The 22,331-nt window shown below is 39.4% G+C and carries 15 protein-coding genes and 1 pseudogene; 4 read left to right on the top strand and 12 right to left on the bottom strand.

Translation table 11 applies throughout. From position 1 onward, the window contains the following. Positions 1-137: 137 nt before the first annotated feature. A complete protein-coding gene (pdhA, locus tag VB797_RS04640; protein WP_323236476.1) occupies positions 138-1,172 on the bottom strand; it encodes a pyruvate dehydrogenase (acetyl-transferring) E1 component subunit alpha in 1,035 nt (344 codons plus the stop codon). Between the two features lie 701 nt (positions 1,173-1,873). On the opposite strand from pdhA, the gene VB797_RS04645 reads away from it, so the two are divergent. Further along, a complete protein-coding gene (locus tag VB797_RS04645) occupies positions 1,874-4,195 on the top strand; it encodes an IMS domain-containing protein (protein ID WP_323236478.1) in 2,322 nt (773 codons plus the stop codon). A 675-nt stretch (positions 4,196-4,870) separates the two neighbouring features. Here VB797_RS04645 and VB797_RS04650 read toward each other — a convergent pair. After that, positions 4,871-5,467: a DUF3318 domain-containing protein gene (locus tag VB797_RS04650; RefSeq protein WP_323236479.1), complete on the bottom strand. Its 597-nt coding sequence runs from the start codon at positions 5,465-5,467 to the stop codon at positions 4,871-4,873. 418 nt (positions 5,468-5,885) lie between these two features. On the opposite strand from VB797_RS04650, the gene VB797_RS04655 reads away from it, so the two are divergent. After that, on the top strand, positions 5,886-6,137 hold the full coding sequence (locus VB797_RS04655; protein WP_323236480.1) for a hypothetical protein: 252 nt from the start codon (positions 5,886-5,888) through the stop codon (positions 6,135-6,137). A 233-nt stretch (positions 6,138-6,370) separates the two neighbouring features. On the opposite strand, the gene VB797_RS04660 is transcribed toward VB797_RS04655, so the two are convergent. The 8 genes and pseudogenes from VB797_RS04660 to VB797_RS04695 all read right to left on the bottom strand — a co-directional run bounded on the left by VB797_RS04660 (position 6,371) and on the right by VB797_RS04695 (position 18,226). Then, positions 6,371-7,972: an iron uptake porin gene (locus tag VB797_RS04660; RefSeq protein ID WP_323236481.1), complete on the bottom strand. Its 1,602-nt coding sequence runs from the start codon at positions 7,970-7,972 to the stop codon at positions 6,371-6,373. A gap of 888 nt (positions 7,973-8,860) precedes the next feature. Beyond that, positions 8,861-9,082: pseudogene (locus VB797_RS04665) on the bottom strand (carbohydrate porin); the annotation flags it as partial. Positions 9,083-9,305: 223 nt separating this feature from the next. Next, positions 9,306-10,961 carry an iron uptake porin gene (locus VB797_RS04670; RefSeq protein WP_323236482.1) on the bottom strand — a complete coding sequence of 552 codons (1,656 nt, stop codon included), beginning with the start codon at positions 10,959-10,961 and terminating at the stop codon, positions 9,306-9,308. Between the two features lie 168 nt (positions 10,962-11,129). Further along, on the bottom strand, positions 11,130-11,744 hold the full coding sequence (locus VB797_RS04675; protein WP_323236483.1) for a Crp/Fnr family transcriptional regulator: 615 nt from the start codon (positions 11,742-11,744) through the stop codon (positions 11,130-11,132). A 546-nt stretch (positions 11,745-12,290) separates the two neighbouring features. Then, positions 12,291-14,519, bottom strand: a complete 2,229-nt coding sequence (locus tag VB797_RS04680) for a PhoX family protein (RefSeq protein ID WP_323236484.1) — start codon at positions 14,517-14,519, stop codon at positions 12,291-12,293. A gap of 894 nt (positions 14,520-15,413) precedes the next feature. Beyond that, on the bottom strand, positions 15,414-16,094 hold the full coding sequence (gene phoU / locus VB797_RS04685; protein ID WP_323236485.1) for a phosphate signaling complex protein PhoU: 681 nt from the start codon (positions 16,092-16,094) through the stop codon (positions 15,414-15,416). Between the two features lie 8 nt (positions 16,095-16,102). Continuing rightward, positions 16,103-17,428: a sensor histidine kinase gene (locus VB797_RS04690; protein ID WP_323236553.1), complete on the bottom strand. Its 1,326-nt coding sequence runs from the start codon at positions 17,426-17,428 to the stop codon at positions 16,103-16,105. Positions 17,429-17,473: 45 nt separating this feature from the next. Next, complete coding sequence (locus VB797_RS04695) at positions 17,474-18,226, bottom strand: response regulator transcription factor (RefSeq protein ID WP_323236486.1); 753 nt, start codon at positions 18,224-18,226, stop codon at positions 17,474-17,476. A 428-nt stretch (positions 18,227-18,654) separates the two neighbouring features. Between VB797_RS04695 and VB797_RS04700 the strand changes: the two genes are divergently transcribed. Continuing rightward, a complete protein-coding gene (locus VB797_RS04700) occupies positions 18,655-19,635 on the top strand; it encodes a hypothetical protein (protein ID WP_323236487.1) in 981 nt (326 codons plus the stop codon). Between the two features lie 71 nt (positions 19,636-19,706). Then, positions 19,707-20,783 carry a hypothetical protein gene (locus VB797_RS04705; protein ID WP_416350835.1) on the top strand — a complete coding sequence of 359 codons (1,077 nt, stop codon included), beginning with the start codon at positions 19,707-19,709 and terminating at the stop codon, positions 20,781-20,783. Between the two features lie 130 nt (positions 20,784-20,913). On the opposite strand, the gene VB797_RS04710 is transcribed toward VB797_RS04705, so the two are convergent. Next, a complete protein-coding gene (locus VB797_RS04710; RefSeq protein WP_323236488.1) occupies positions 20,914-21,048 on the bottom strand; it encodes a hypothetical protein in 135 nt (44 codons plus the stop codon). A 416-nt stretch (positions 21,049-21,464) separates the two neighbouring features. Then, positions 21,465-22,235 carry a 1-(5-phosphoribosyl)-5-[(5-phosphoribosylamino)methylideneamino]imidazole-4-carboxamide isomerase gene (gene hisA, locus VB797_RS04715; RefSeq protein WP_323236489.1) on the bottom strand — a complete coding sequence of 257 codons (771 nt, stop codon included), beginning with the start codon at positions 22,233-22,235 and terminating at the stop codon, positions 21,465-21,467. Between the last annotated feature and the right edge of the window lie 96 nt (positions 22,236-22,331).

A 22,331-nucleotide genomic window follows, 5' to 3' on the forward strand; every position in this document is an offset into this window, starting at 1 on the left:
GTTAGTACCACCGGAGTTATTAATCAGTGTCATCCATTTAATCCGTGTTAGGAGTTATTTATTTCTTCTTGTCCCCTTGTCCCCCCTCACCCCCTCACCCCCTCACCCTATCACCCTACCTTTGACCTTTAACCTAATTACTCGTCTTCAGCAAAAATAAAGCGATGCAACTCACTGGGGTCTGGTTCGGGACTGCTTTCGGCGAATTCCACCGCTTCGTCAATAGTTGCTTGAATTTTGCGATCTATGTCTTTTAACTCTTCTTGAGAAGCTAAATTTTGCTCGACTAAATAAACTGCAAATTTCTTAATTGGGTCGCGAGAAAACCAAAATTCTTTTTCTTCCTTACTACGCATTTCGTCTGGGTCTGCTAAAGAATGACCCCGGAAACGGTAAGTAAGTGCTTCGATTAATGTCGGACCTTCCCCAGCACGAGCGCGTAACACTGCTTCTTGAGCAACAGAACGGACTGCGAGTACATCCATACCATCAACTTCTACTCCAGCCATACCAAATACGCTGGCTTTTTTATAAATTTCTGTTTGAGATGTTGCTCGTTCGTGAGACATCCCAATTGCCCACTTATTGTTTTCTACCACGAAAATAATCGGTAATTTCCATAAAGCTGCCATATTTAGCGTTTCATAAAATTGACCGTTGTTGCAGGCCCCATCGCCGAAAAAGGCTGCTGTCACCTGGTCTGCGGTTTCGTCTTCCATAACTTCGCGACGGTACTTAGTTTGAAAAGCGGCTCCTGCGGCTACGGGAATACCCTCAGCCACAAATGCATAACCACCCAACAGACGATGTTCGGCAGAAAACATATGCATCGAACCACCGCGTCCTTTGCTGCAACCAGTTGCTTTACCAAATAACTCCGCCATTACCTCTTTTGCAGGGACTCCCGCACTCAAAGCATGAACGTGGTCACGGTAGGTGCTGCAAACAAAATCTTCACCCGGTCGCATCGCTTTGATCACACCGCTAGCAACTGCTTCTTGACCGTTGTACAGGTGAACAAAACCAAACATTTTGCCCCTGTAATACATTTCGGCGCACTTGTCCTCAAACAGTCGCCCCAAAACCATATCTTCGTATACTCGCAGACCTTCTTCTTTAGTTATTTGCGCGGTGGTCGCGTTGAAATCGGGTAAAGTACGTTCTTGAATCATTATTTTTCGTAAAAACTCCGTGGTAACACTTAAAGGTATGATTTTAGTAAATGACTCTATATTCCTATAGAAGCAGCCTGAAACTATTAGTTTAGATAATTTAGAAGATTAATAAATCTTTTAATCTTTTGCTCTATAAGTAATTTGACTGCTATCAGCTTATAGATTACCGTTTCAGGATATCAATATTCTGCATTTTCATTGACAAATAAGAAATACTTGCTGCAAATATTCAGAATATCTCTGTAGATATTTGTACTTAAATCACAATTGTGATACTATCTTTTTCTCGTTCGGGAAAAGTCTTATAAAGGTAGTGCTTTTTATTTCAGTTATCGGGGCAAAGCCTTAACCTAACTTGATATTGCGATTGTTCGTACAAAAGTATTGTTGTGTAAATACAGGCTTTATATATAGTGTGTACTTAACAATATAATCATGAAAAAAGATAATATCTAAGCTATCGGAGTGTTAATACTTCTGGTAAACTAAGCACATTTGACTAACATAGGAGGTTTGGTCGTGACTTAATTTACACTCTGTTACAAACGCTTGACTCTATATCAACCGAAATGCAAGTCAACTTGTTGCGATACACACTTGTAATGTGGAGTCACTGGGTTATTATCATGGCACGGTTTTACAAGCCCAAGATTTATTAAGAAAACTTTATTGATGAAAGCTGAGCGGGGAAGTAGGCTGTGCAAATTCCGTTGGATTATTACCGAATTTTAGGAATACCGATGGCGGCAAGCGATCAGCAGTTGCGTCAGGCATATAGCGATCGCATTGTCGGATTGCCGCGACGCGAATATTCCCATACAGCAATTGCATCTCGAAAAAAATTTATAGAAGAAGCATACGTGGTTTTATCAGATCCGAAGGAACGCAAGGAATACGACCGAGTTTATCTGACACACGCTTACACTCCAGAAAAAACGGGTGATGGTGGTGTCGTGGTTGAAGAACGGGCTGCGGATAGCAAGACAGATATAAAATCTACGACTCTAGGCATTGACATTTCACAAGATGAGTTGATTGGTGCTTTATTGCTTTTGCAGGAGTTGGGAGAATACGAACAGGTTTTAAAATTAGGTCGTCCATACCTAGTTAATAAAAATGGGAAAGTAGTTGGTAATTCAGGTGAGCCGTTAAGGCAACCACAGCTAGACCCGGAACAAACCGCTCAACGTCCTGACGTGGTTCTCACCGTAGCTTTAGCCTGCTTAGAATTAGGTCGCGAACAGTGGCAGCAAGCTCATTACGAAAATGCTGCTGTCTCCCTAGAAACTGGGCTAGAACTCTTATCCAACGAACAATTATTTCAAAGCGTTCAAGCTGAAATAGAAGCAGACCTTTACAGATTGCGACCTTACCGAATTTTGGAATTGCTGGCACTGCCAATAGAAAAAGCTGCCGAGCGACAACAGGGTTTACGATTATTACAAGAAGCACTTGAGCAAAGAGGCGGGATTGATGGCACGGGCTTTGACCAATCGGGTTTAAATGTAGATGATTTTCTGCGATTTATTCAGCAACTGCGTCACTATTTAACAGTTGCCGAACAACATAAGCTATTTGAAGGAGAAAGTAAGCGTCCCTCTGCGGTTGCCACATACTTGGCTGTCTATGCTTTGATAGCACGGGGATTCACTCAACGTCAACCTGCTTTAATCCGGCAAGCAAAACAAATGTTGATTCAGTTGGGTAAACGTCAAGATGTACACCTAGAACAATCTTTGTGTGCTTTACTGTTGGGACAAACTCAAGAAGCAACGGTTGCTTTGGAATTAAGTCAGGAATACGAAGCTTTAGCTTTTATTCGAGAAAATTCGATTGATTCCCCCGACTTGCTTCCCGGACTGTGTTTATACGGAGAAACCTGGTTGCAAAACGAGGTATTCCCTCATTTTCGGGATTTGAAAAACCAGGCAGCTTCCTTGAAGGAATATTTTGCTAATACTCAGGTACAGGCTTATTTAGAAGCTTTACCTAGAGAGAATCAAACCGAACCAGAAAAACGCCAGTCTGTTCCCCAGAATCAACCGCATACTCAGAACAATCAAAATCATCAAAGTAATCGCAATTCTAAGGTCGTTTACCGTTCGTTTAATAACCATAGGCAAACACCACCAGGGTATTCTCATACAACCACTCAAAGGAATGCCGACGCTGCTAACAGACCGACTACGGTAACACCCATCAACGAAACACCCACACCAGCAGCACCGCTCCCCACAGCAGAACGCTTCAGGGGAAACCACACTCAAAATGGTTCTGCAAGAACGACCACAGGTATACCGAACGAAGCCAATAGTCACAAAAAACGCAAGCGCAGTAATACCCCTAACTCCGGACGTACTGTTGAAGGTACAACCCGCACCCCCAGACCGAGAAGACGAAATGCACCAACCAATTTACAAAAAAGAAACCGTTTTATTTTGTTAGCGTTTGGGTCTTTATCGGGTTTATTAGTTTTATGGTTATTAATCGGTGCTGGTGTCGGACTTTTACAAAATACATTCTTCCGCGAAACAACTTTGCAAGGGGAACAGTTAAACATACCGATAAATAAATCATTAATAGAAACACTAAATTCTAATAGTCAACCTATTTTGAATACGGGTACTTTGACAACAGCAACCGCAGAAGAAATAGTTAAAACTTGGCTATCTGTTAAAGGATCTGCTTTGGGGTCCGATCATAATATTGAAAGCTTAGATAATATCTTAGTTGGTACATCCCTTGCTAGCTGGCGAATAGTTGCTCAGCAAGATAAGGTAAATAACCGCTATCGAACCTTTGAACATACGGTAAATGTTGAATCTGTCGATCCAGCCCTCCAAAACGAGAATCAAGCTGCGATCGAAGCGGTTGTGACTGAGGAAGCGAATTTCTATGATAATGGTCAAGTTAATCAGCAAAAGTCTTATAAAGAAACCTTACGAGTCAGATATATGCTGGTTAAAATCGGCGGAAATTGGCGGATTAAGGATATGTCAGTTGTGAATAAAGTGAGTTGATTTCTAGCGTTTAATAGCATACTTATTCAAATTAAAAAGTTTTTATAAGTTAATTATGTCCTGTTCATTAAGCTAAAATCTCAAGTATTCATTGCACAAACTTTGGTTCCCTACTAGCAAATTACGCATAGTTTATATGTATTAATAATTCGGGTTAACAATAGCTTCGTTGCTAGAGCAATAAGATTAATTAGATATAATGGCGATCGCCTTAATAAATTTTGAATTGATTGGTTTGGCGGAATAACCGATTATTGGGCTACGGCGTATGATTATTTCGTTATTATTGAAAATTTTTCAAGCCGTCACCCAACCTACAACTGACTGAGTTGTTCGAGAACGACAGTAGGGTAGTAGCCAACGAAGTCTTTGAGTTTCGCTTCAACTTCTTAGGGATGAGTTAATAAAGGGATAGATAGTGATATTAGCGCCGATATTTCACCAGACTTAGCTGATTTTGTAGTCAGCACTTTGTTGGGTAATCAATTAGGTAAGCTGTTACGCATTTAATTTGTATAATACTAGCGAGCAAGATGCTCGCACTACAATATTTTCAGGTTTTCCTGTTATACAATTTAGCTGCACATCAGCTTAACTTTATTTTAGGTCAGATGAATATCGCTTAATGATTAAAAGACTTACTCTCTAGTCTTAGATGTCAAATGGGTTCTATAACTACTCGCTGCTAACTGTTCCCTGAACAAAACCTGCTATAGATCGCAAATTTTGCATTCTAATTAACTCGATAAAATTTAGACCAGAACGCTTTTCAATTTTAGTAACAGCTTTGATCGCGTTTAACAGATGTTCTGCGGCTTCGGCTTCAGAATAACCTCGTCTCTGTACTAGATTAATCGCAGCTAGATCGGCTGTGATTTCTGATTCTTGAGAACGATTGGTACGTAAAATTCGCAGTATGGCGATCGCGCTTAATCCACCAGATGCAACAACACCCACTGCATCACCTTGAACTGATTCGATCAATCCACCAAGCAATCCAGCTAGCACGACACCTTGATATATATCCGGTTTAAACCACCGTACCTCAGTCAACCAGCAAACAGTGCGTAATAACAGTAAATCTCTTTGTGCTTTTGCAAGATTACGCCACAAATCGAAGTTAATATATATTTGTCTTTCTCGATGCCAAGGGAATGGAAACGATGCATCAATTACCTTTTGTTGCTCCGACTTACTCAGTATTTTTACTTTATTTCTCGCAGAAGCAGGCATTAATTCTGACAAACGACGAACTTCTATATTTGGCTCCATAATTTAGATTTGGCGATTGGTAATGGGTAATTGGTAATTGGTAATTGGGGATTGGTAATTAGCAAAAGCCCCACTTTTTAAGGGGGGTTGGGGGGATCTCAACCCCTGGAAAACTTAACTTTATGACCCTCACGGGACACACTACGCTAACATTGCGATCGCCTAAGTCCTATTTATGTCCTGTTCGATACTCTTGTTACAATCCGATTGTATCTACTGAAGCGGTGACTAATAAAATCCGAGCGATTTGCTTATAGAACTTAGATACTGATAACCTATTTTGAGTCATTAAAACGTTAGCCTGCAATCTCAAACCATTACAAATTCATCGGAAAATACACAACAGGAAATAGTAAAGTAAAATAATCGGCTTCCCCATGCCCAATGCCCAATGCCCCACACTAACTAAACATTAATTATGGATGCTTTTGCTCCTTTACCTCCCCAATGGACAAATGAGGCGACTCATGCTTTAGAATTTTGCTGTCCGAAGTGTGGTTCAACTAGTCGCGAAGCCGAAAAGGTTTGGATAAATAGACGTTCTCCTGTAGTTACAGAAATGTATCGTCGCAAATGGCAAGAATTTTACTACTGTAACTGCGGTTATGTATGGTGGGCTTGGAGTAACGATAGACCACCAGTAGATAATTCAGAAAGAATGCCGGAATAGCGATGAATTATATTTATTTACATTTTGTATTAAACGCGAAATCAATGTAGAGACGTAGCACTGCTACGTCTCCAATAATATGAAATCATCACGTTATATTTTGATTCACCTACACCAAAAAACCTGCTCTGGGCAGGCTTTGGAAAATACGGGAGACGTAATATATTACGTTACGTCTCTACATAATTAATAGGGAGACGTAATGTATTACGGTCTCTACATAATTAACAGATTTAGAACTTGAAGGTTGTACGTAGTGTACCTACGTAAACGGTGCTGTTATCGTTGTTGTGTTCGGGGTTGAAGATTACCAACAAGCCAGGAGTAACTTCAATTCTGTCGTTGAGGCTAATCTTGTAAAGACCTTCTAAGTGGTAAGAAGTATCTGCGTCTTTAGCAGCATTATCAACACCACTGATTTTAGTCAATTTAGGTGGCTGACCGAAGATTAAACCCAAGGTATTACCCTTAGCACCAAAGTCTTTCATACCGAGTGTAGCAGCCCAGTACTGAACTTCAGAATCTCCAGCACCGCTAGTTTGGTCAGCATCAACGAAACCGTACCAACCACCAAGAGTTGTGGTTTTATTGAGTTGTAAAGCAGCCTGTACACCGTAGTGGTTGGAGGTAGTTGCAGAACCGTCAAAAGGATCTCTAGCAGAATTATCAGCTAAACTACTACCTGTGCTTTCGGTGATGTTAACACCGCCAGTACTATCAAAACGACGCACGTAGGTAGCACCGATGTTCAAAGCTTTGATAGGGCTAAATTCTACCTGACCTAAGAAAGCATTGCTGCCATTGAAAACACCAATATTGGTGTCATTTGGATTTCCAGAGGTATAAGATCCACTCAACTTGACAGGAGATTTACCACCACCAATAGTAGCTGTTACACCAGCGTCACCACTAGCAGAGCGATAGATGGGGCTGAAACGTCCGTAACGGGAGATTGCACCACCACCACTGCTCTTAAATACGGGGTTAAAAACATTGATGTTTTCGTATAGCTCAGCATTAACAGCATCAACTTTGACCATTGCAGAACCAAAGTTGAAAGCGTAGTTGAGTTTATCTAATTCGATGTCGTTGTTGATTTGACTGAAATCATTTCCACCACCATCAATACCCAAGCGGGTCATTCTGGTAGCACCATCACCATTGCTGACGTTTGCTCTGAATTCTCCGGTGTTACGAGCTTGCAAACGAGCTTGCAACTTGTCCTTACCAGTGAAACTACTTTCAATCGATAGACGAGTACGCTGAGAGAAAGTAGCATTGGAGTCTGTATTGTCTCCGAAAATATCGGTTAAAGCAAAGACAGCTTCACCTTTCAACTTAGCTGTTGTAGAGAACTGGTTAGATTCCAATTCAGCAGTACGGTACTCTAAACTATCTACACGACCGCGTAGAGTTGCCAATTCAGCAGCATACTCTTCTTGCAAACGCTTCAAGGTTTCCAAGTCACCGGAACCAACCTTTTCGGTTGCGATCGCAATTAATTCGTTAATCCGATCCAAACAAGCGTTTAAACCAGCCGCAAATTCATAACGGGTTAAAGCCCGGTTTCCACGGAAAGTCCCGTTAGGATAACCTGCAATACAGCCGTAGCGCTCAACCAATGATTGCAATGCTTGGAATGCCCAATCAGTAGGCTGTACGTCGGAAAACTGAGAAACGGATGTTACTTGAGCAATGTTGGTATCTTGAGATAGTTCGGCAACAGAAGTGCTTTTTTCGCTTGCTTCACCAGCGAATGCGCTGTTAGCAGCGAAAAATGTTGCAGCGATAACTATTGGACTTAATTTGAAAACGTTCCAGAAAAGCTTTGTCATTTTTTTCTCTCTCACTCACACCTACCGTTTTTACCACCATCAAATAAGTCGTTTTTTATTTTACGAATATTTACTGGTGGTTGTTGTATTAAATTAAAAGGCAGGATGAGTAGTTAAAACAAGTCAACTAACACACTTTTTCTAGATTTATTATTGTTTTATCTGTGAAGCGTAGATAAAAAAACGTTTGTAGGTATATTGACGTTCGCGTTCTCTCTAAAGTTTTATAGCAGACTTTTTGTATATGGTTGGTATTCTTTGTTACCTTATGAATTTAATTTTGCTAATTAGATTAAATTTTTAGGTAGGTTGGATTAAGAGGAACGTAACTAAATTAGGACTTAGTAAAAAGGCATATTTTTTTGTAGGGGAGGCAAAATGGGGCGTAGATAATATCCCCCTTTATTGCCGTTGCTGTGACACTTTGACTAATTTTTAACGTAATAATGAGGTTTCCGTGTCACGCACCAACATAATGCTTGTGACAATTGCGGTCATTCCTGTAAATAAAAAAGTAGAGTACTAGTATTCCACCACATTGATTTTGGGGGGCAAGAAATTCGTAGTGCGAGCGTCTCGCTCGCTCGTGATCAATAGCGACCAAGATGGTCGCACTACGCTAACCCCTCATAACTTATGTGGCGGAGTACTAGTGGTCCTTTTCATTTATTCTGATAAGTAATGATTCGTAGTGCGACCATCTTGGTCGCTCGTTACCACCAGCGAGCGAGCTAAAAGCAACCAGCGAGCGAGCTAAAAGCAACCTTTTTTAATGTTATATTATAGTAGAGAAAGTTAAACAGCTAAAAGCAACCAGCGAGCGAGCTAAAAGCAACCAGCGAGCGAGACGCTCGCACTACCTCTACCCCGCAGAACTAATGCAATAAACTACCAGAAAGTAAAAGTAGTGCGTAGGATTTCTACATAAATAGTGTCGTTATTATCGTTGTGTTCGGGATTGAAGATAACTAATAACCCCGGTGTTAGCAAAACATTATTGTTTAATTGCAATCTGTACAGCGCTTGCAAGTGATAGGAAGTATTTACATCTTCGAGGCTGTTGACATCGTTACTGGTAATTTTTAGCGGTTGATCGAAAACAATACTTATGCTTTATAAGGAAGTTTGGGGGGATCTAAATTTGTAGAAAATTCGTTTTTATGTTTCTTGCGGGACACGCTACGAACACCGTTAAGATTGCGTAAACTATAGTATTAAAAATTGCTGAGAAGGTCCTGTTTATAATAAATTTAATTTATATTCGGCAAAAAAAAAGCCCGCAAAAGCAGGCTCTATCTAACTTATTTTATTTTTACAACTTGCTAAACCAATCTTAGAATTTGAAGGTAGTACGCAGAGTACCGACATAAATGGTGCTGTTATTGTTATTATGTTCTGGGTTGAAGATAACTAATATGCCGGGAGTGATGGCAATATTATCATTGATAGGCAACTTGTAAAGTCCCTCTAAATGATAAGAAGTATCTGTATCTTCAGTTAAATCGCTATTGGTTACTCTGGGTGGCTGACCAAAAATTACACCAAGAGTACTTCCTTTAGGACCGATGTCTCTCAAAGCCAAAGCAGCAGCCCAATAGAACATTTCTGCATCGTCACCTTGATTTACTACTAGATTTCCTTGATTTAGTCCGGTTTTTGCTGTTGCTTCTGAAAAACCAGCCCAACCAGAAAGCGCGAACTTAGAACTAGGACTAACTAAAGCTTGTACTCCATAATGGTTGGCGGTAGTTGCAATGTTACCAAAGGGACGATTGGCAAGAGCGCTACCTGTAGAATCAAACAGGTTAACGCCTTCATTGTTTTGATAGGTACGAGCATAAGTGAAACCAACACCAAATGCTTTACTAGGTTGGAACGCAATTTGTCCGATGGCTGCGTAGGAACCATTAAAAGCTCCAAAACCTGCGTTCGGGTTGTTATTATTATCTGCTAAGTAACCAACCGATGCGCTAATCGGTGATTTGGGAGCAAAAGTTAAGGTTACACCAGCACCATCACCTTGACGGTATATAGGGCTAAAACGTCCATAGCGCGATATAGCACCACCACCACTGCTTTCAAAAGCGGGGTTGAAAGTATTTATATTATCGTTGTATTCACCACTAACTGCATCAACACGTACTTTTAAGGCATCACCAAGGGGAAACTCGTACCACATTTCGCCAATGCCAAAGTCGTTACCGTTGTCTCCGTCAAATCCCAGACGGGTCATTCTCGTACCTGTTAGATTAGGTCTGGGTGAAGAAGTAGAAGTACTTCCATTATCAAATTGAGCGATATTTCGAGCTTCCAAACGGACTCTCAATTTGTCCTTTCCTGTAAAGCTCGAATCTAAATCTAGACGAACCCGATTGCTAAAGGTCACGTTGCTGTCTAAATCAGGATTATTATTCGGGTTGTTATCAGTGTCAGCTCGTGTATCCCCAAAAGGACTAGATGCGGCAAATATTACTTCACCTTTTAATTTAGTAGTAGTCGAAAATTGATTTGCTTCTATTTCCGCAGTCCGAGCTTCAAGTGCATCTACACGACCGCGCAAAGTTGCCAACTCTGCACTAAATTCTTCCTGCAAACGCTGTAAAGTAGCTAAATCTTCTTTACTTACAATATCCGCTGTTGCTGTGGCAATCAGTTCGTTAACTCGATCCAAACAAGCATTCAAACCAGCCGCAAACTCATAACGAGTCAAAGCGCGATTTCCGCGATAGGTACCGTTGGGATAACCTGCAATACATCCGTAACGCTCTACCAATGATTGCAACGCTTGAAATGCCCAATCTGTTGGCTGTACGTCAGAAAACTGCGATACTGATGTTACCTGAGCCATAGGGGTTGTTTCTTCAGACAACTCCGCAACAGGTGTTATTTGCTCGTTAACTTCTCCTGCTATGGCACCGTTAGCACTAAAAAAGGTTGCTGCTACAATCGCTGGACTCAGTTTCAGAATATTCCAAATAATTCTTCTCATCTCACTCACACCGATACAATTATGTTTATTTATTGATTAAATCATTAAGTAAAATCCCTTATACTAATATATTAAGATTTGTTTAAGGGATTCTACTTATGAATAAACAAGCTAATTGTACCAGAAAAAGGTTAGGTAGTTAACAGTGTTAACCACCTAACATTGTGATTATTTTCTACCGTCTTGATTCGGTAAACGCAGAATGATACGACGTTTGTGACGTACTATATTCTGTTCATCTTCAAACTGCTGCAACAAACGAGTTACGGTTACTCTGGTTGTATTTAATACTTCTGCCATCTCCTGGTGAGTGACATTAAGGTCGATAAGTCTACCTTGTTCAACTTCGCGACCAAATTTATCACCCAACCAAACCAAAAATTGCCACAAACGTAGCGAAATTGGTTTACGATGTACTATACTTAATAACTCCTCTGACTGTTGAATGTGAGATACCAAGGCTTCAACGTCTTGCTGCCACATTTGAGGTGGTAGAACGCTCACTTCAACACTTGTCAGACACTCGATTTGGTAAGGTTTAACCCTAGACAAAGGATAGCCAACTAAATCTCCCGGGCCCCAGTAACCTAGAGTGATAAATGCCCCATCTTCACTCCAGGTTAATGTCCGGACTGCACCGCGCTCAATGCGCCATAGAACGTCGTTACGTGGTGGAATTACTTCCCGACGTGTAAATAGTCTTTGTGGTAGAGAACTGGTACTAGCATTATTGTTAGTATTTTGCGAAAAACTACCGTTAGCAGGGCGATTTGTAGAATACATTATCTCAGATTCCGTTATTGGTAAGGTTTGTGTTTGTTCGATTTAAAAGCGGTCAAAGGTATCCTATCGATTTGCCACCACCCTGTAAATATGGTCAAATCAGTTTAGGATTTAACTCATACGCTTAGCGATTTATATTCGCGAAAAGCTTTAGTTATTTTTTTTGGCTCAGCCAAAAGGTAGATGAAGTGTTTCAAGGAACTCTGCTATTCTATAGATGATTTGTTGATAGCTATATAGTTCATCTAAAATAAATCCCTTGAAAAACACATACTGCTGCTGGCTCGATAAGTCTCTTAAGAGAGCTATAAATTATTAGCAGTAAAAATATAGTTAGCAAGTATAGTTAGCAAGTATATTTAGCCACTTAGAAGTAAGCATGACTGATATCATTATTGCGTAATCTCGCTACTTTGTGTTTATGAGAACGTTAAACTTCCTTTATATTTAGTTGCAAATTTCTCTCAAAAAAGCAAATCTGCGGTATTCAGAATCACATCAAAATTTATTCTAGAGCAATTGAGAATAATTTGCAACTAACCTTAATTATGTTTTGGTGACATAAATAACCGCAGGCTTAGGAGGAGCGTCTGGGCTTTTGTCAGGCCAGTTAGAACCAATAGGAACTTGACGGGTTTGGGCGAACTCTTCCCCAGTGGTGCTGTAGACTAGATAATCTCGGTTTTCCGAAGCCCCTTTTAAGCGGGTGCCATTAGCTTCTCCAGGATGTTGAATGGAAAGAAACATGGTTTGCTCGTCGGGTGTAAAACAAGGTCCGGTTGTTTCGCACTCCATCGGTCCGATACCAAATAAGAAGGCTTGACCTGCATTTTCGCCGGAAGTGGGAATATACCAAATAGTATTGTTACCAAATAATCCCGATATATTTGCAGTTTTGCCTTTATCATCGGTACGATTTTTGACAGCATTATTGAGTTTGGATGTGGAAACATCTGTCACCATCCATACATTTCCACCTTTATCTAGCAGCAGGTTATCGGGGTTTGCAAAACCCATTCCACCGCTTGCAAGTTCACCACCAGTAGCAAGCATTTCCCATTTAAAAGTGTTGGCTGCTGGGTCGTTGCTGTCTTCCGTCAAACGCATTACCCATCCATACTCATAACTAACTTCACCTTTGGGTCCTTTGAAAACTCTGCTATCGGGACCGCCGTCATCACCGGGAGAACCAGAGGTAAAGCTAATATACAAATCTCCATTCGGGGCAATTTCGGTGTCCTCCGGACGAGCCGTACAAGTTGCACCGGCTGCGTTTGCTGCGTAATGCGCGTCAATCAATATTGCACCCTGTTTTTCTTCGGCATTACCTACATACAAGTCACCGAGTTTTTTGAATTGTTGCTTGTATTTAGCAACTTCTTCATCTTTTGATGCTGCTAAATAATTGCCTTCAATGGGTTTGGGAACTTCAAACAGTGTTTGCCTTCCTGACGATTGCGAACCCAATGGTAGAGGAAGTAATTTTCCAGCGATATTGCTCGGCAAGTCTGGATTTACAGAGGTATCTGCATTTAAAGGTATCCACCGACCAGTTCCGTTAGCGTCGAATTTGGCTGCGTAGAGCATTCCTTTAGATAAAAGCTGAGAATTGGCTTTGTCTTTAGGGTCGGAAACTTTAGCGCTACTAACGAATTTATAAACGTGTCCACCTCTTCGATCGCACCCCGAATAAAACGCTAAAGGCTTTCCGGTCTCGACACGCACTCCTACGGCTTCATGGTGATAACGTCCCAACCAAGTATGTTTTGTGCCGTAATCGTTAGGGTTTGCGGGGTCTACTTCTACTATCCAACCGTATTTATTCCCCGCTAGCCCAAAGACGTTACCTTGACCGTACAAATCTCCCTCAGCGATGCTAAAAGCAACTTTATCTGGCTCAAAAGAGGTTCCATCTGCATAAACTGGTTCGGGTACCTGAGCCTGGAAGTTTTCTTCCGCACTCAGAACCGTTCCCCAAGGAGTAGTTCCCCCGGCACAATTGGCAAAAGAACCAATAATGCGATCGCCAAGTTTGTCGGTGTAGCCAAGTCCTTTCTGTTTGCGAAATACGACTACAGCAGGACCCGTCGATTTGAGGTAACGTCCGTCTTCCAACCCGGAAATTCCACTAATACGTCTATCTGTATTGCTGTTAGTGCGTTCCCATTTTCCATCCGCGTTTTTACGGATAGAAATAACACCTAATCCCTGATCTAATAATGCTTCGGAACAAATTTCCCGTATGTTCGCTTTCAACGGGTCATCTTCACGTAAAGCATAAGCATTTATCTCACTTTTTCCCTGGGAATCGGTCTTTAGTTTAGCTATTACCTCATCAAAGGGTAACGGTTTCCCTATTACCTGCGCGTAAGTTTGCATCCAAGGGGTAGCGCTAATGTACTCAAAATTAACTGAGAGATATCCTTCATTTTCTCCCGTTGGTACAAACGATAAATAATCGTTATTGTAGCCAAATCGAGAATCGCCGACTTTATCGCCCCAAGCTGCTATAACCTGGTATTCAAACCCATCGGGTAATACCAAATCATCAACTACTTCAAAGTTGCGGTAAGCTTCTTGCTGTTGTTCGGGATTAAATCCAGCAGTTTGCAAGGGAATAGGACCTTTTACAGGTTTAAATACCGATAAAGCCTTTGCTTGTGACCCATTTGGCTGCACTGTTACTTTGCGATCGCACCCTGACAGCGAATTCAGCGCTACTGCACCTGCACTTGCTCCCATCAACAGCAAAAAATCACGACGTTTGATACTCATCAGTTTTTTATTACACCAGCATTTTCGGTTAGATAGAAAACAATTTTATATTGCCTTTGTTACTTTAATGGTGAAAGTTTAAGAATAGGTAAGCTTAAAGTAAAAAGTAAGTTAGTTGACAATTTTATCAGATGTGTCTTTTTTACTTTATCATTCATAAAAATCACTAATTACCAATTCCACTTTACTGATAAAGCTGTATCTATTTAAACAGATAAATCTTAAAAGTGTCAAATGTTTTTCATTTGATATTTATTTTTATGAGAGACAAATAACCTAGTCATAATAAGCTTTTTGAAAAATATAATCTGATTGTAGCTTGCCTTGTTTGAGAACTATTAAATAGTATTTATTCTTGTTTTAAATAACAGCTAATGTGTTTTTAAATACTTCAACAATGTAATTAAGTTTGATAAAATACAGTTAAATATTTTCACTATTGCTACTTCATGCTTCTAAGTATTTTTGATTCTTTAATACAAGCGCGTCCATCTATCATAAAAGTTGAGCAAAATTTTCGCGTAGCGTCTCCGGAGAAGAAATTACGAACATTATACCTTTTTCCTCTTAAAGGGTGTCCGACAGCTATATAACCGTTCCTCGTTCCCTGTTACCTATGCAGACTAAGTGACAATGCGATACATATAGGACTTACGCAACTGGCATATTTTGGTCGTAGGGTGCTGTGACACTTCGCTTGATTTCTAACGCAATATAATGGTTTATGTGTCACGCACCGTTCCCTCGTCTTGTGACAATTGCGGCCATTCCTGACATAAACAAAAAACCTCCCCGTTAATTCGGAGAGGATGCGCGTAAAGATTTTTGCAATTAGTATCATTTACAACAATAATTGGTTATTTGAATTTTACCAATGAAATATAAAACAAAAAATTAAGAGCGCTGCCCTGTAACAATATACGCCACTCTTTGACCAATATTGGTTGCATGGTCTGCCATCCGTTCTAAACAACGAATCGCTAAGGTTAACAGTAAAATCGGTTCTACAGAGCCTTGAATATCTTTTTGATTAGCTAAAGTCTCATAAACTCGTTCGTAAGCTTCGTCTACTGCATCATCAAGTAATTTTACACTTTTTGCGCCAACTTCATCCAAATCCGCTAACGCTCCCAAACTTGTCGCTAACATTGCTTGAGCGTGACGAGACATGACCGCAATTTCCGGGATGCAAGAATGAGGCTCGTAGGGAAAGATTTTTACAGCTATTTCGCTTAAATCTTCAGCATAATCACCAATGCGTTCTAAATCGCGCACTAGCTGCATAAAAGCACTTAAGCAGCGTAAATCTTGTTCGGTCGGCGATTGTAACATCATTGCCGTGCATTCTGCTTCTATTTCTTTATAATATCGATCTATTTTCTTATCTAATAAAGGTAACTGTTCGGCTTTTGATAAATCGCGAGCAAATAATGCTTGGTGCGTAAGACGAAATGACTGTTCTACCAAAGCACCCATACGCAATATATCCCTTTCTAGCCGCCTGATGTCGCGTACTAGTTGAGGTTTTGCAAAATTTGGTCTACTTAGGAGAGCTTTCACGCTTGTATCAAACATGAATTTTCTTAAATATAATCTTGGATTACGGATTCTGCCATGACTTGGGGGAGATGAATTTGTAACCATGCACCACCTGTTTGTGGATGATTCATAGCTTTGATAGTTCCCCCGTGAGCGGCTACAATTTGATAAACAATAGCTAATCCCAAGCCGCTTCCATCTAAAGTTGAATCATCCTTCTCATTTATAGAGCGGGAACGTGCTTTATCTCCTCGGTAAAATCTCTGAAATATATAGGGTAAATCTTCTTGAGCAAAACCTACGCCGGAGTCTATAATATTTATCTCAAGCAGCGAGCGGTTTTCAGGCTCGTTTTTATTTTCTTCTGAAGGTATATTAACATTAGCTTCAACTCGGATAACTCCGCTAGAAGGACTATATTTAATACTGTTATGAATTAAGTTAAAAAATACTTGGTAGAGCCGGGACTCATCAGCACTTACCCACGCATCATCAATACCAGTCAAGGCAAGTTGAACTTTTTGACGTTGCGCGATTGGTTCCAAACTTTCCCAAACTGAATTAATTAAGGTTTTTATTTCTAAAGGCTGGCAATTTAATTGAGTTGCGGGATTGGTTTCGAGTCGAGTTAGGTCTAACCAACTTTGTACCAGGTCAATCAATCGGTCAACTTCCTTTAGAAGACGATTAATCCAGCGCTTTAAAGGTGGACTCACGCGGTCTTGTAAAGTTTCCACAACCAGACGAATAGAAGTTAGTGGTGTTCTGAGTTCGTGGGCAAGATCTGAAAAAGTTCTGTCGCGTGCTTGGCTCATTTCCAGTAGCTGCTGACGATTTTCTAGAAATACTCCCACTTGATCCTGGGTTAAAGGCAAGCCAGTAGCTCGCAAAACCACAGATTTCTGTTGTAACATCGCTTCGGCATTCTCACAAGGGGGGTGAAACACCCACTCCCTTACTTGAGAAGAATGGCGATCGCGAGTTTTTTCTATTAAACGGTCGAGTTCGTAGGAACGTACCAACTCCAATAACAAGCGCACTTGTCCCGGTTGCCATTTTTGCAAGGACAACATTTGACGGGCTTGTTCGTTGCACCAAAGTAATTGATTTTCTTCGTCAACTTGTAAATATCCTAAAGGGGCGTATTCTAACAAGTCTTGGTAACTTTCGAGTTGCTGCTCTAAAAATTGCTGCTGTTTTTTTAATCTAGCAAGTCTATATCGCCATCCACGAAATGACAATACCGCAACCTGCGCGAAATAACTCTTTTCCGAGTCAAAACGTCCCAAGTAGCGGTGAAACTGTATTGTATACCAGACCCACAAGCAGATGCTTAATCCTAAACCTAAGATAAATCCCAGTAACAGCATCACAATTGGTAAGTTGCTTTGGGACAAATAAATAATAACTAACAATTACCCAAATCGATACCCAAAACCCCGAACTGTAACAATATACTCTGGACGGGAAGGATCTATCTCGATTTTTTCTCGCAACCAGCGGATGTGAACATCCACAGTTTTGCTATCCCCAACAAAATCGGGTCCCCATACCTGGTCAAGCAACTGCTCTCGCGACCAGACGCGGCGAGTATAGCTCATAAATAGTTCCAACAAGCGGAATTCTTTAGGCGATAAGTTCGCTTCTTCTCCACGCACCAAGACGCGGCATTCTTGAGGATATACAGTGATTTCTTTATAATTTAATACTGGGGCTTGAGTAGTAGTACTTAGACGCTGACGGCGTAATAGCGCTCGACAACGGGCTACCAACTCTCTCATACTAAATGGCTTAGTTAGATAGTCATCTGCACCAACTTCTAGACCTAATACGCGATCGGTTTCGCTACCTTTTGCGCTCAACATCAAAATTGGTACCGGGTTTCCTTGATGACGCACTAAGCGACAAATATCTAAACCGTTAATTTGAGGCAACATTAAATCTAAAAGCACTAAATCGAAGGTAGCCTCATTATTATTAGGGTCAAAACTTTGGAGTTGTTCTATAGCTAAACGTCCATCAGTGGCAACTTGCACTTCATAGCCTTCCTCCTCCAAAGCCAAAACCAGCATTTCCCTGATTAATTCTTCATCCTCTACCACTAAAACACGATTTCTTTGCCCGATATCCGCCGCCGAAGCGTACTTTGTGGACTCATTTGTATACATTGACTTACAAAAATATGAGGATTTTACTTGTAGCTATTTAGCTGTGGTTTTTGAGTAAATTTACGTTTATCTATTGACATTTATTTTCTTTATGAAGAAATGTAACATATGTAACAGCAGTTTCTTTATTATAAAACACTACAGTAAAAAGCAGTCAAAAACTAGTGGCTGCTTTACTTTTTTTTAGCTGTTGACAAAAGTATTTTAATTTCCTACTATGAATATAGTACAAAAATACTATAAATGCTCGGTTGTAAAACAATTTCTAAATAACAATGTCATTTAGCTGTAGGTAGTAGAAGTATTTGGGTATTTTTACTGCGCTAACAACTATGTTTAAAAGGCTACTCTAATAAACAGCAAGGGGTATGTCTTTGTGAGGTTATTTAGAAAAAAAATCATTAAACAAAGATAACAGGAGTCAAAAAGTGAATACAGTTACAGTCAAGGATAGTAAGCAACAATTGATGCAAGCATTTGAGCAAATACTTGCAGAAAAGCAGAAATTAGATTCAAAAATTGCTACCAAACAGGAGGAAGCTGAAAAGGAAAAAGACAAGGAAATTTTAACCGCAGCTTCAGCATATACAGTTGATGGAATTGTTAAAGGTTTAGCCGATTTACAGTTAGAGTTTGGTAGTATGGTTAACCAACTTTCTGAAAAACTGATATCGGAGAACTCGAAATTAGACCAGTTGAATCGTGCAATTGAGATTGAAACTCAGTATTTACAGGAATTGCAGAAAATCAGAATTGTTGCAGATACTGTGGATGTTTTAACTCAAGAACATCAAGAGAATTTGAGAAAATTAGAATCAGATACTAGTAAACAGCGAGAAGCATTAGAAAAAGAGAAACAGCAGACGCTTTACTGTTTAGCAAAAGAACAAGCCAAGTTTGAAGAAGCAGAACAAGCATACAACGAATTATTAGCCAAGAATCGCGCAAAAGAACAAGAAGAATATCAATACAAGTTAGAAAATTCTCGCAAAATTAACGAAGATAGTTATAGAGAAACAAAGCGTCAACTAGAAAGAGAAATACAAGAATCTACCCGTCAGAAAGAAAAAGATTGGGTAGAAAGAGACAAAGTTATTAAACAACGTCAACCTTTATTGGAAGAATATCAAAAAAAAGTAGCTGCTTTCCCCGCTGAGTTGGATGGAGAAGTGAAAAAAGCCAGAGAAGAAGCGATAAAAGACACATATCAAAAAGCCAAAGTGGAAGCAGATTTGTTTGAGAAAGAGTGGGAAGGTAGCAAACAAAGCTATGAATTGAAAATTACCTCTTTAGAACAAAATATTGAAAGACAAAATCAGCAGATTGAAAATATTTCCAATCAACTGCAAGAAACCTTAAAGCAAGCAAAAGATTTAGCAATGAGAGCTTTTGATAGTTCTAATAAGTAGGGAATAGGAAATAAGGAATTTATACTTACTACGACAAACATTCAAATCTACAATTTTTGGGGAGAATTATTATGTCTGCGAAAATTAATCAGAAGAATACCAAAAATGAAATTTTGCAAGCTTATGATGAGTTAGCAAAAGAAAGATTAGAACTCAAAAGACAAGTTGACCAGCTTGTTAAGTCTAGTAATTCTGCAAGATCTGATAATTTCAAAGCAGTAGAAAAAATACCAGCTAATCAATACTTAAAAGTGCAGCAAAAAATGAATCTTACTATTGAAAACTTAGCGAAAATTCAGTTAGGTTTTGGTAGCTCTGCAAATGAATTGTCCGAACAACTGACTACAAAAGCCTCTAGATTAACAGAAATAAAGCAACTTGTAGAAGAACAATTGCAGCAATTACAGCAGCTACATAGTTTAGAAGTTGGTGAAGAGACTTTAGATAATTTGATTCAAAGTTACGAAGAGAATAATTCAGCTTATCAAGAAGAATTTAACCAACTTTCTGAAATATTAAAACAAGAAATTCAAGAATTAAAAGAATCTTGGCAAAAACAGCAAGAAGAATCTCAACGCAACATCAAAGAACGAAATGATAACTTAAGTAAAAATCGTCAGCGAGATGTTTCGGAATATAAGTACGATTTAGAATTAGCACATAATTTGGAAGTAGATGTATACGAACAGCAACAGAAAGAATTGTATAAACAGCTAGATGAATTTCAGCAAGAAACGGAAAAACAGTGGAATGAACGAGAAAAAACAACTGCTGAGAAAGAAAAACAGTTTGAAGAATTAAAAGTTAAAGTAGAAGGTTTTTCTCAACTAAAAGAAGCCGCTATTAGAAAAGCAACTGAAGAAGGTAAAGGAATTGCTCATTATCAGGCTAAAATTAAATCTAATTTACTTGCAAAAGAAGTAGAAGGTCAAAAAGCTTTTTACGAACAAAGAATACAGTCTTTAGAGCAGACAATTACTAATCAGGAAATTAGAGTACAAAGTTTGTCGAAACAGCTTGAGTCAGCTTTGAAACAAGTCCAGGATTTAGCTGTTAAAGCTATTGAAGGTTCTGCAAACGTCAATTCATATCAAGCGATAAAAGAAATTGCTTTAGAACAAGCTAAAAGTCCTGTGAAAAATAAGTAAGTAAAGAGGGAGTAGGGAATAGGGAGTAGAGAAGAAAAATAAAGAAAAGAAACCCGATATTTCTAAAATATCGGGTCTATGATTGATTTACAAAATATTAAGAGATTATTGATATCTGTATTTAATTTAATTAAGCTATAGTATCAGGATTATTTTTTTTAGCTTCTTCTCTAGCAGTAATATACTGCGCGAAACCAATCTCTCTTCTTTTTGGTCTACCGTAATCTGGTACTTTTACTTTTCTTTTTTTTGCTGCCCAAGCCATTATTTTCTCCTTTAATGTTGTATAGTATTCTGCGTGTATATTTTTATCTACATGGTTTTTTGTTCGATTCCAGGAAAAGTAACTAAATTAATTTAATTTAAATACACTTTTTAAAGACAAAAACAGAGACGCATTTGCAGCATCTCTGTGTAAGAAACCCAATATTTGAAAATATTTGAAAAATTTGAATTTGTATATTAAAAGTTTTTAAAAAGCAATCCGATAAAATAAATGCAAGTTATACAAAACACTCGCAGTGTAGAAGTAACTCCCTACGCATTTGGATACAATACTAACAATCGGCAATCCGGAAAATTGACGAAATAATTTTTATTGACTCTAAAAACTTAAAAACCCAACTTTTGAGAAAACCAGCTTATAAAAGTTGAATTATAAGCAATATAGTTATAAAGTTATCAAGCAAAAGTAGAGAAACCGTGAGGGGGTATATCTTGAATGCGTCCCGGACCTACTGCTCGGACTGCTTCACGAAGAGAAATATCTTCAGTATACAAAGCACGTCCGACGATCGCACCCGTGACACCTTGGGGTTCTAAAGCTAATAAACTTAATAAATCCGTCACCGAACTGACTCCACCAGAAGCAATAATCGGGATATCAATAACAGCAGCGAGTTCCCGTAAAGCATCCAGATTCGGACCGCTGAGAGTACCATCGCGGTGAATATCGGTGTAAATTATCTCTGCTGCTCCTAATTCTTGCATTTGTACCGCAAGTTGGGTTGCTAAAACTTCTGAAGTTTCCAACCATCCGCGAGTTGCAACTTTACCGTTACGAGCATCGATACCAACGATAATTTTTTGGGGGAATTCTTGAGCAAGTTCTTGCACTAATTGGGGTTGTTCAACAGCAACCGTTCCCAAAATTGCCCATTCAACACCAATATTAAATAATTGTTGGACGCTTTCTCTACTACGCAATCCACCACCCACTTCTACAGGTACTGAAACTGCATTTACAATAGCTTCAATAGCAGACAAATTTACGACTTTACCGGCTTTTGCACCATCTAAATCGACAACGTGTAACCTTGTCGCACCTTGTTCAACCCATTCTTGAGCAATATCAGCAGGGTTTTCGCTGAATACTTCCGACTTATCGTAATCACCTTGATAAAGTCGCACGCAACGACCTTCTAATAAATCTATCGCTGGAATTACTTGCATCTTACTATTTTGGATTTTAGATTTTGGATTTTGGATTTAAAAAATTTGACCTTTGACTTTTGACCTTTAACCTTTAACCTTTAACCTTTGACCTTT

The organism is Rivularia sp. UHCC 0363 (genome assembly GCF_034931125.1).
Taxonomy (GTDB): domain Bacteria; phylum Cyanobacteriota; class Cyanobacteriia; order Cyanobacteriales; family Nostocaceae; genus Rivularia.

Excerpts from the sequence above, each read along its gene's own strand:
- VB797_RS04690 (WP_323236553.1), bottom strand. The coding sequence starts at position 17,428 with ATGCTGTTACTGGGATTTATCTTAGGTTTAGGATTAAGCATCTGCTTG.
- VB797_RS04680 (WP_323236484.1), bottom strand. The coding sequence starts at position 14,519 with ATGAGTATCAAACGTCGTGATTTTTTGCTGTTGATGGGAGCAAGTGCA.
- VB797_RS04650 (WP_323236479.1), bottom strand. The coding sequence starts at position 5,467 with ATGGAGCCAAATATAGAAGTTCGTCGTTTGTCAGAATTAATGCCTGCT.
- VB797_RS04660 (WP_323236481.1), bottom strand. The coding sequence starts at position 7,972 with ATGACAAAGCTTTTCTGGAACGTTTTCAAATTAAGTCCAATAGTTATC.
- pdhA (WP_323236476.1), bottom strand. The coding sequence starts at position 1,172 with ATGATTCAAGAACGTACTTTACCCGATTTCAACGCGACCACCGCGCAA.
- VB797_RS04710 (WP_323236488.1), bottom strand. The coding sequence starts at position 21,048 with ATGGCTTGGGCAGCAAAAAAAAGAAAAGTAAAAGTACCAGATTACGGT.
- VB797_RS04670 (WP_323236482.1), bottom strand. The coding sequence starts at position 10,961 with ATGAGAAGAATTATTTGGAATATTCTGAAACTGAGTCCAGCGATTGTA.
- hisA (WP_323236489.1), bottom strand. The coding sequence starts at position 22,235 with ATGCAAGTAATTCCAGCGATAGATTTATTAGAAGGTCGTTGCGTGCGA.
- VB797_RS04675 (WP_323236483.1), bottom strand. The coding sequence starts at position 11,744 with ATGTATTCTACAAATCGCCCTGCTAACGGTAGTTTTTCGCAAAATACT.
- phoU (WP_323236485.1), bottom strand. The coding sequence starts at position 16,094 with ATGTTTGATACAAGCGTGAAAGCTCTCCTAAGTAGACCAAATTTTGCA.
- VB797_RS04655 (WP_323236480.1), top strand. The coding sequence starts at position 5,886 with ATGGATGCTTTTGCTCCTTTACCTCCCCAATGGACAAATGAGGCGACT.
- VB797_RS04695 (WP_323236486.1), bottom strand. The coding sequence starts at position 18,226 with ATGTATACAAATGAGTCCACAAAGTACGCTTCGGCGGCGGATATCGGG.
- VB797_RS04705 (WP_416350835.1), top strand. The coding sequence starts at position 19,707 with ATGTCTGCGAAAATTAATCAGAAGAATACCAAAAATGAAATTTTGCAA.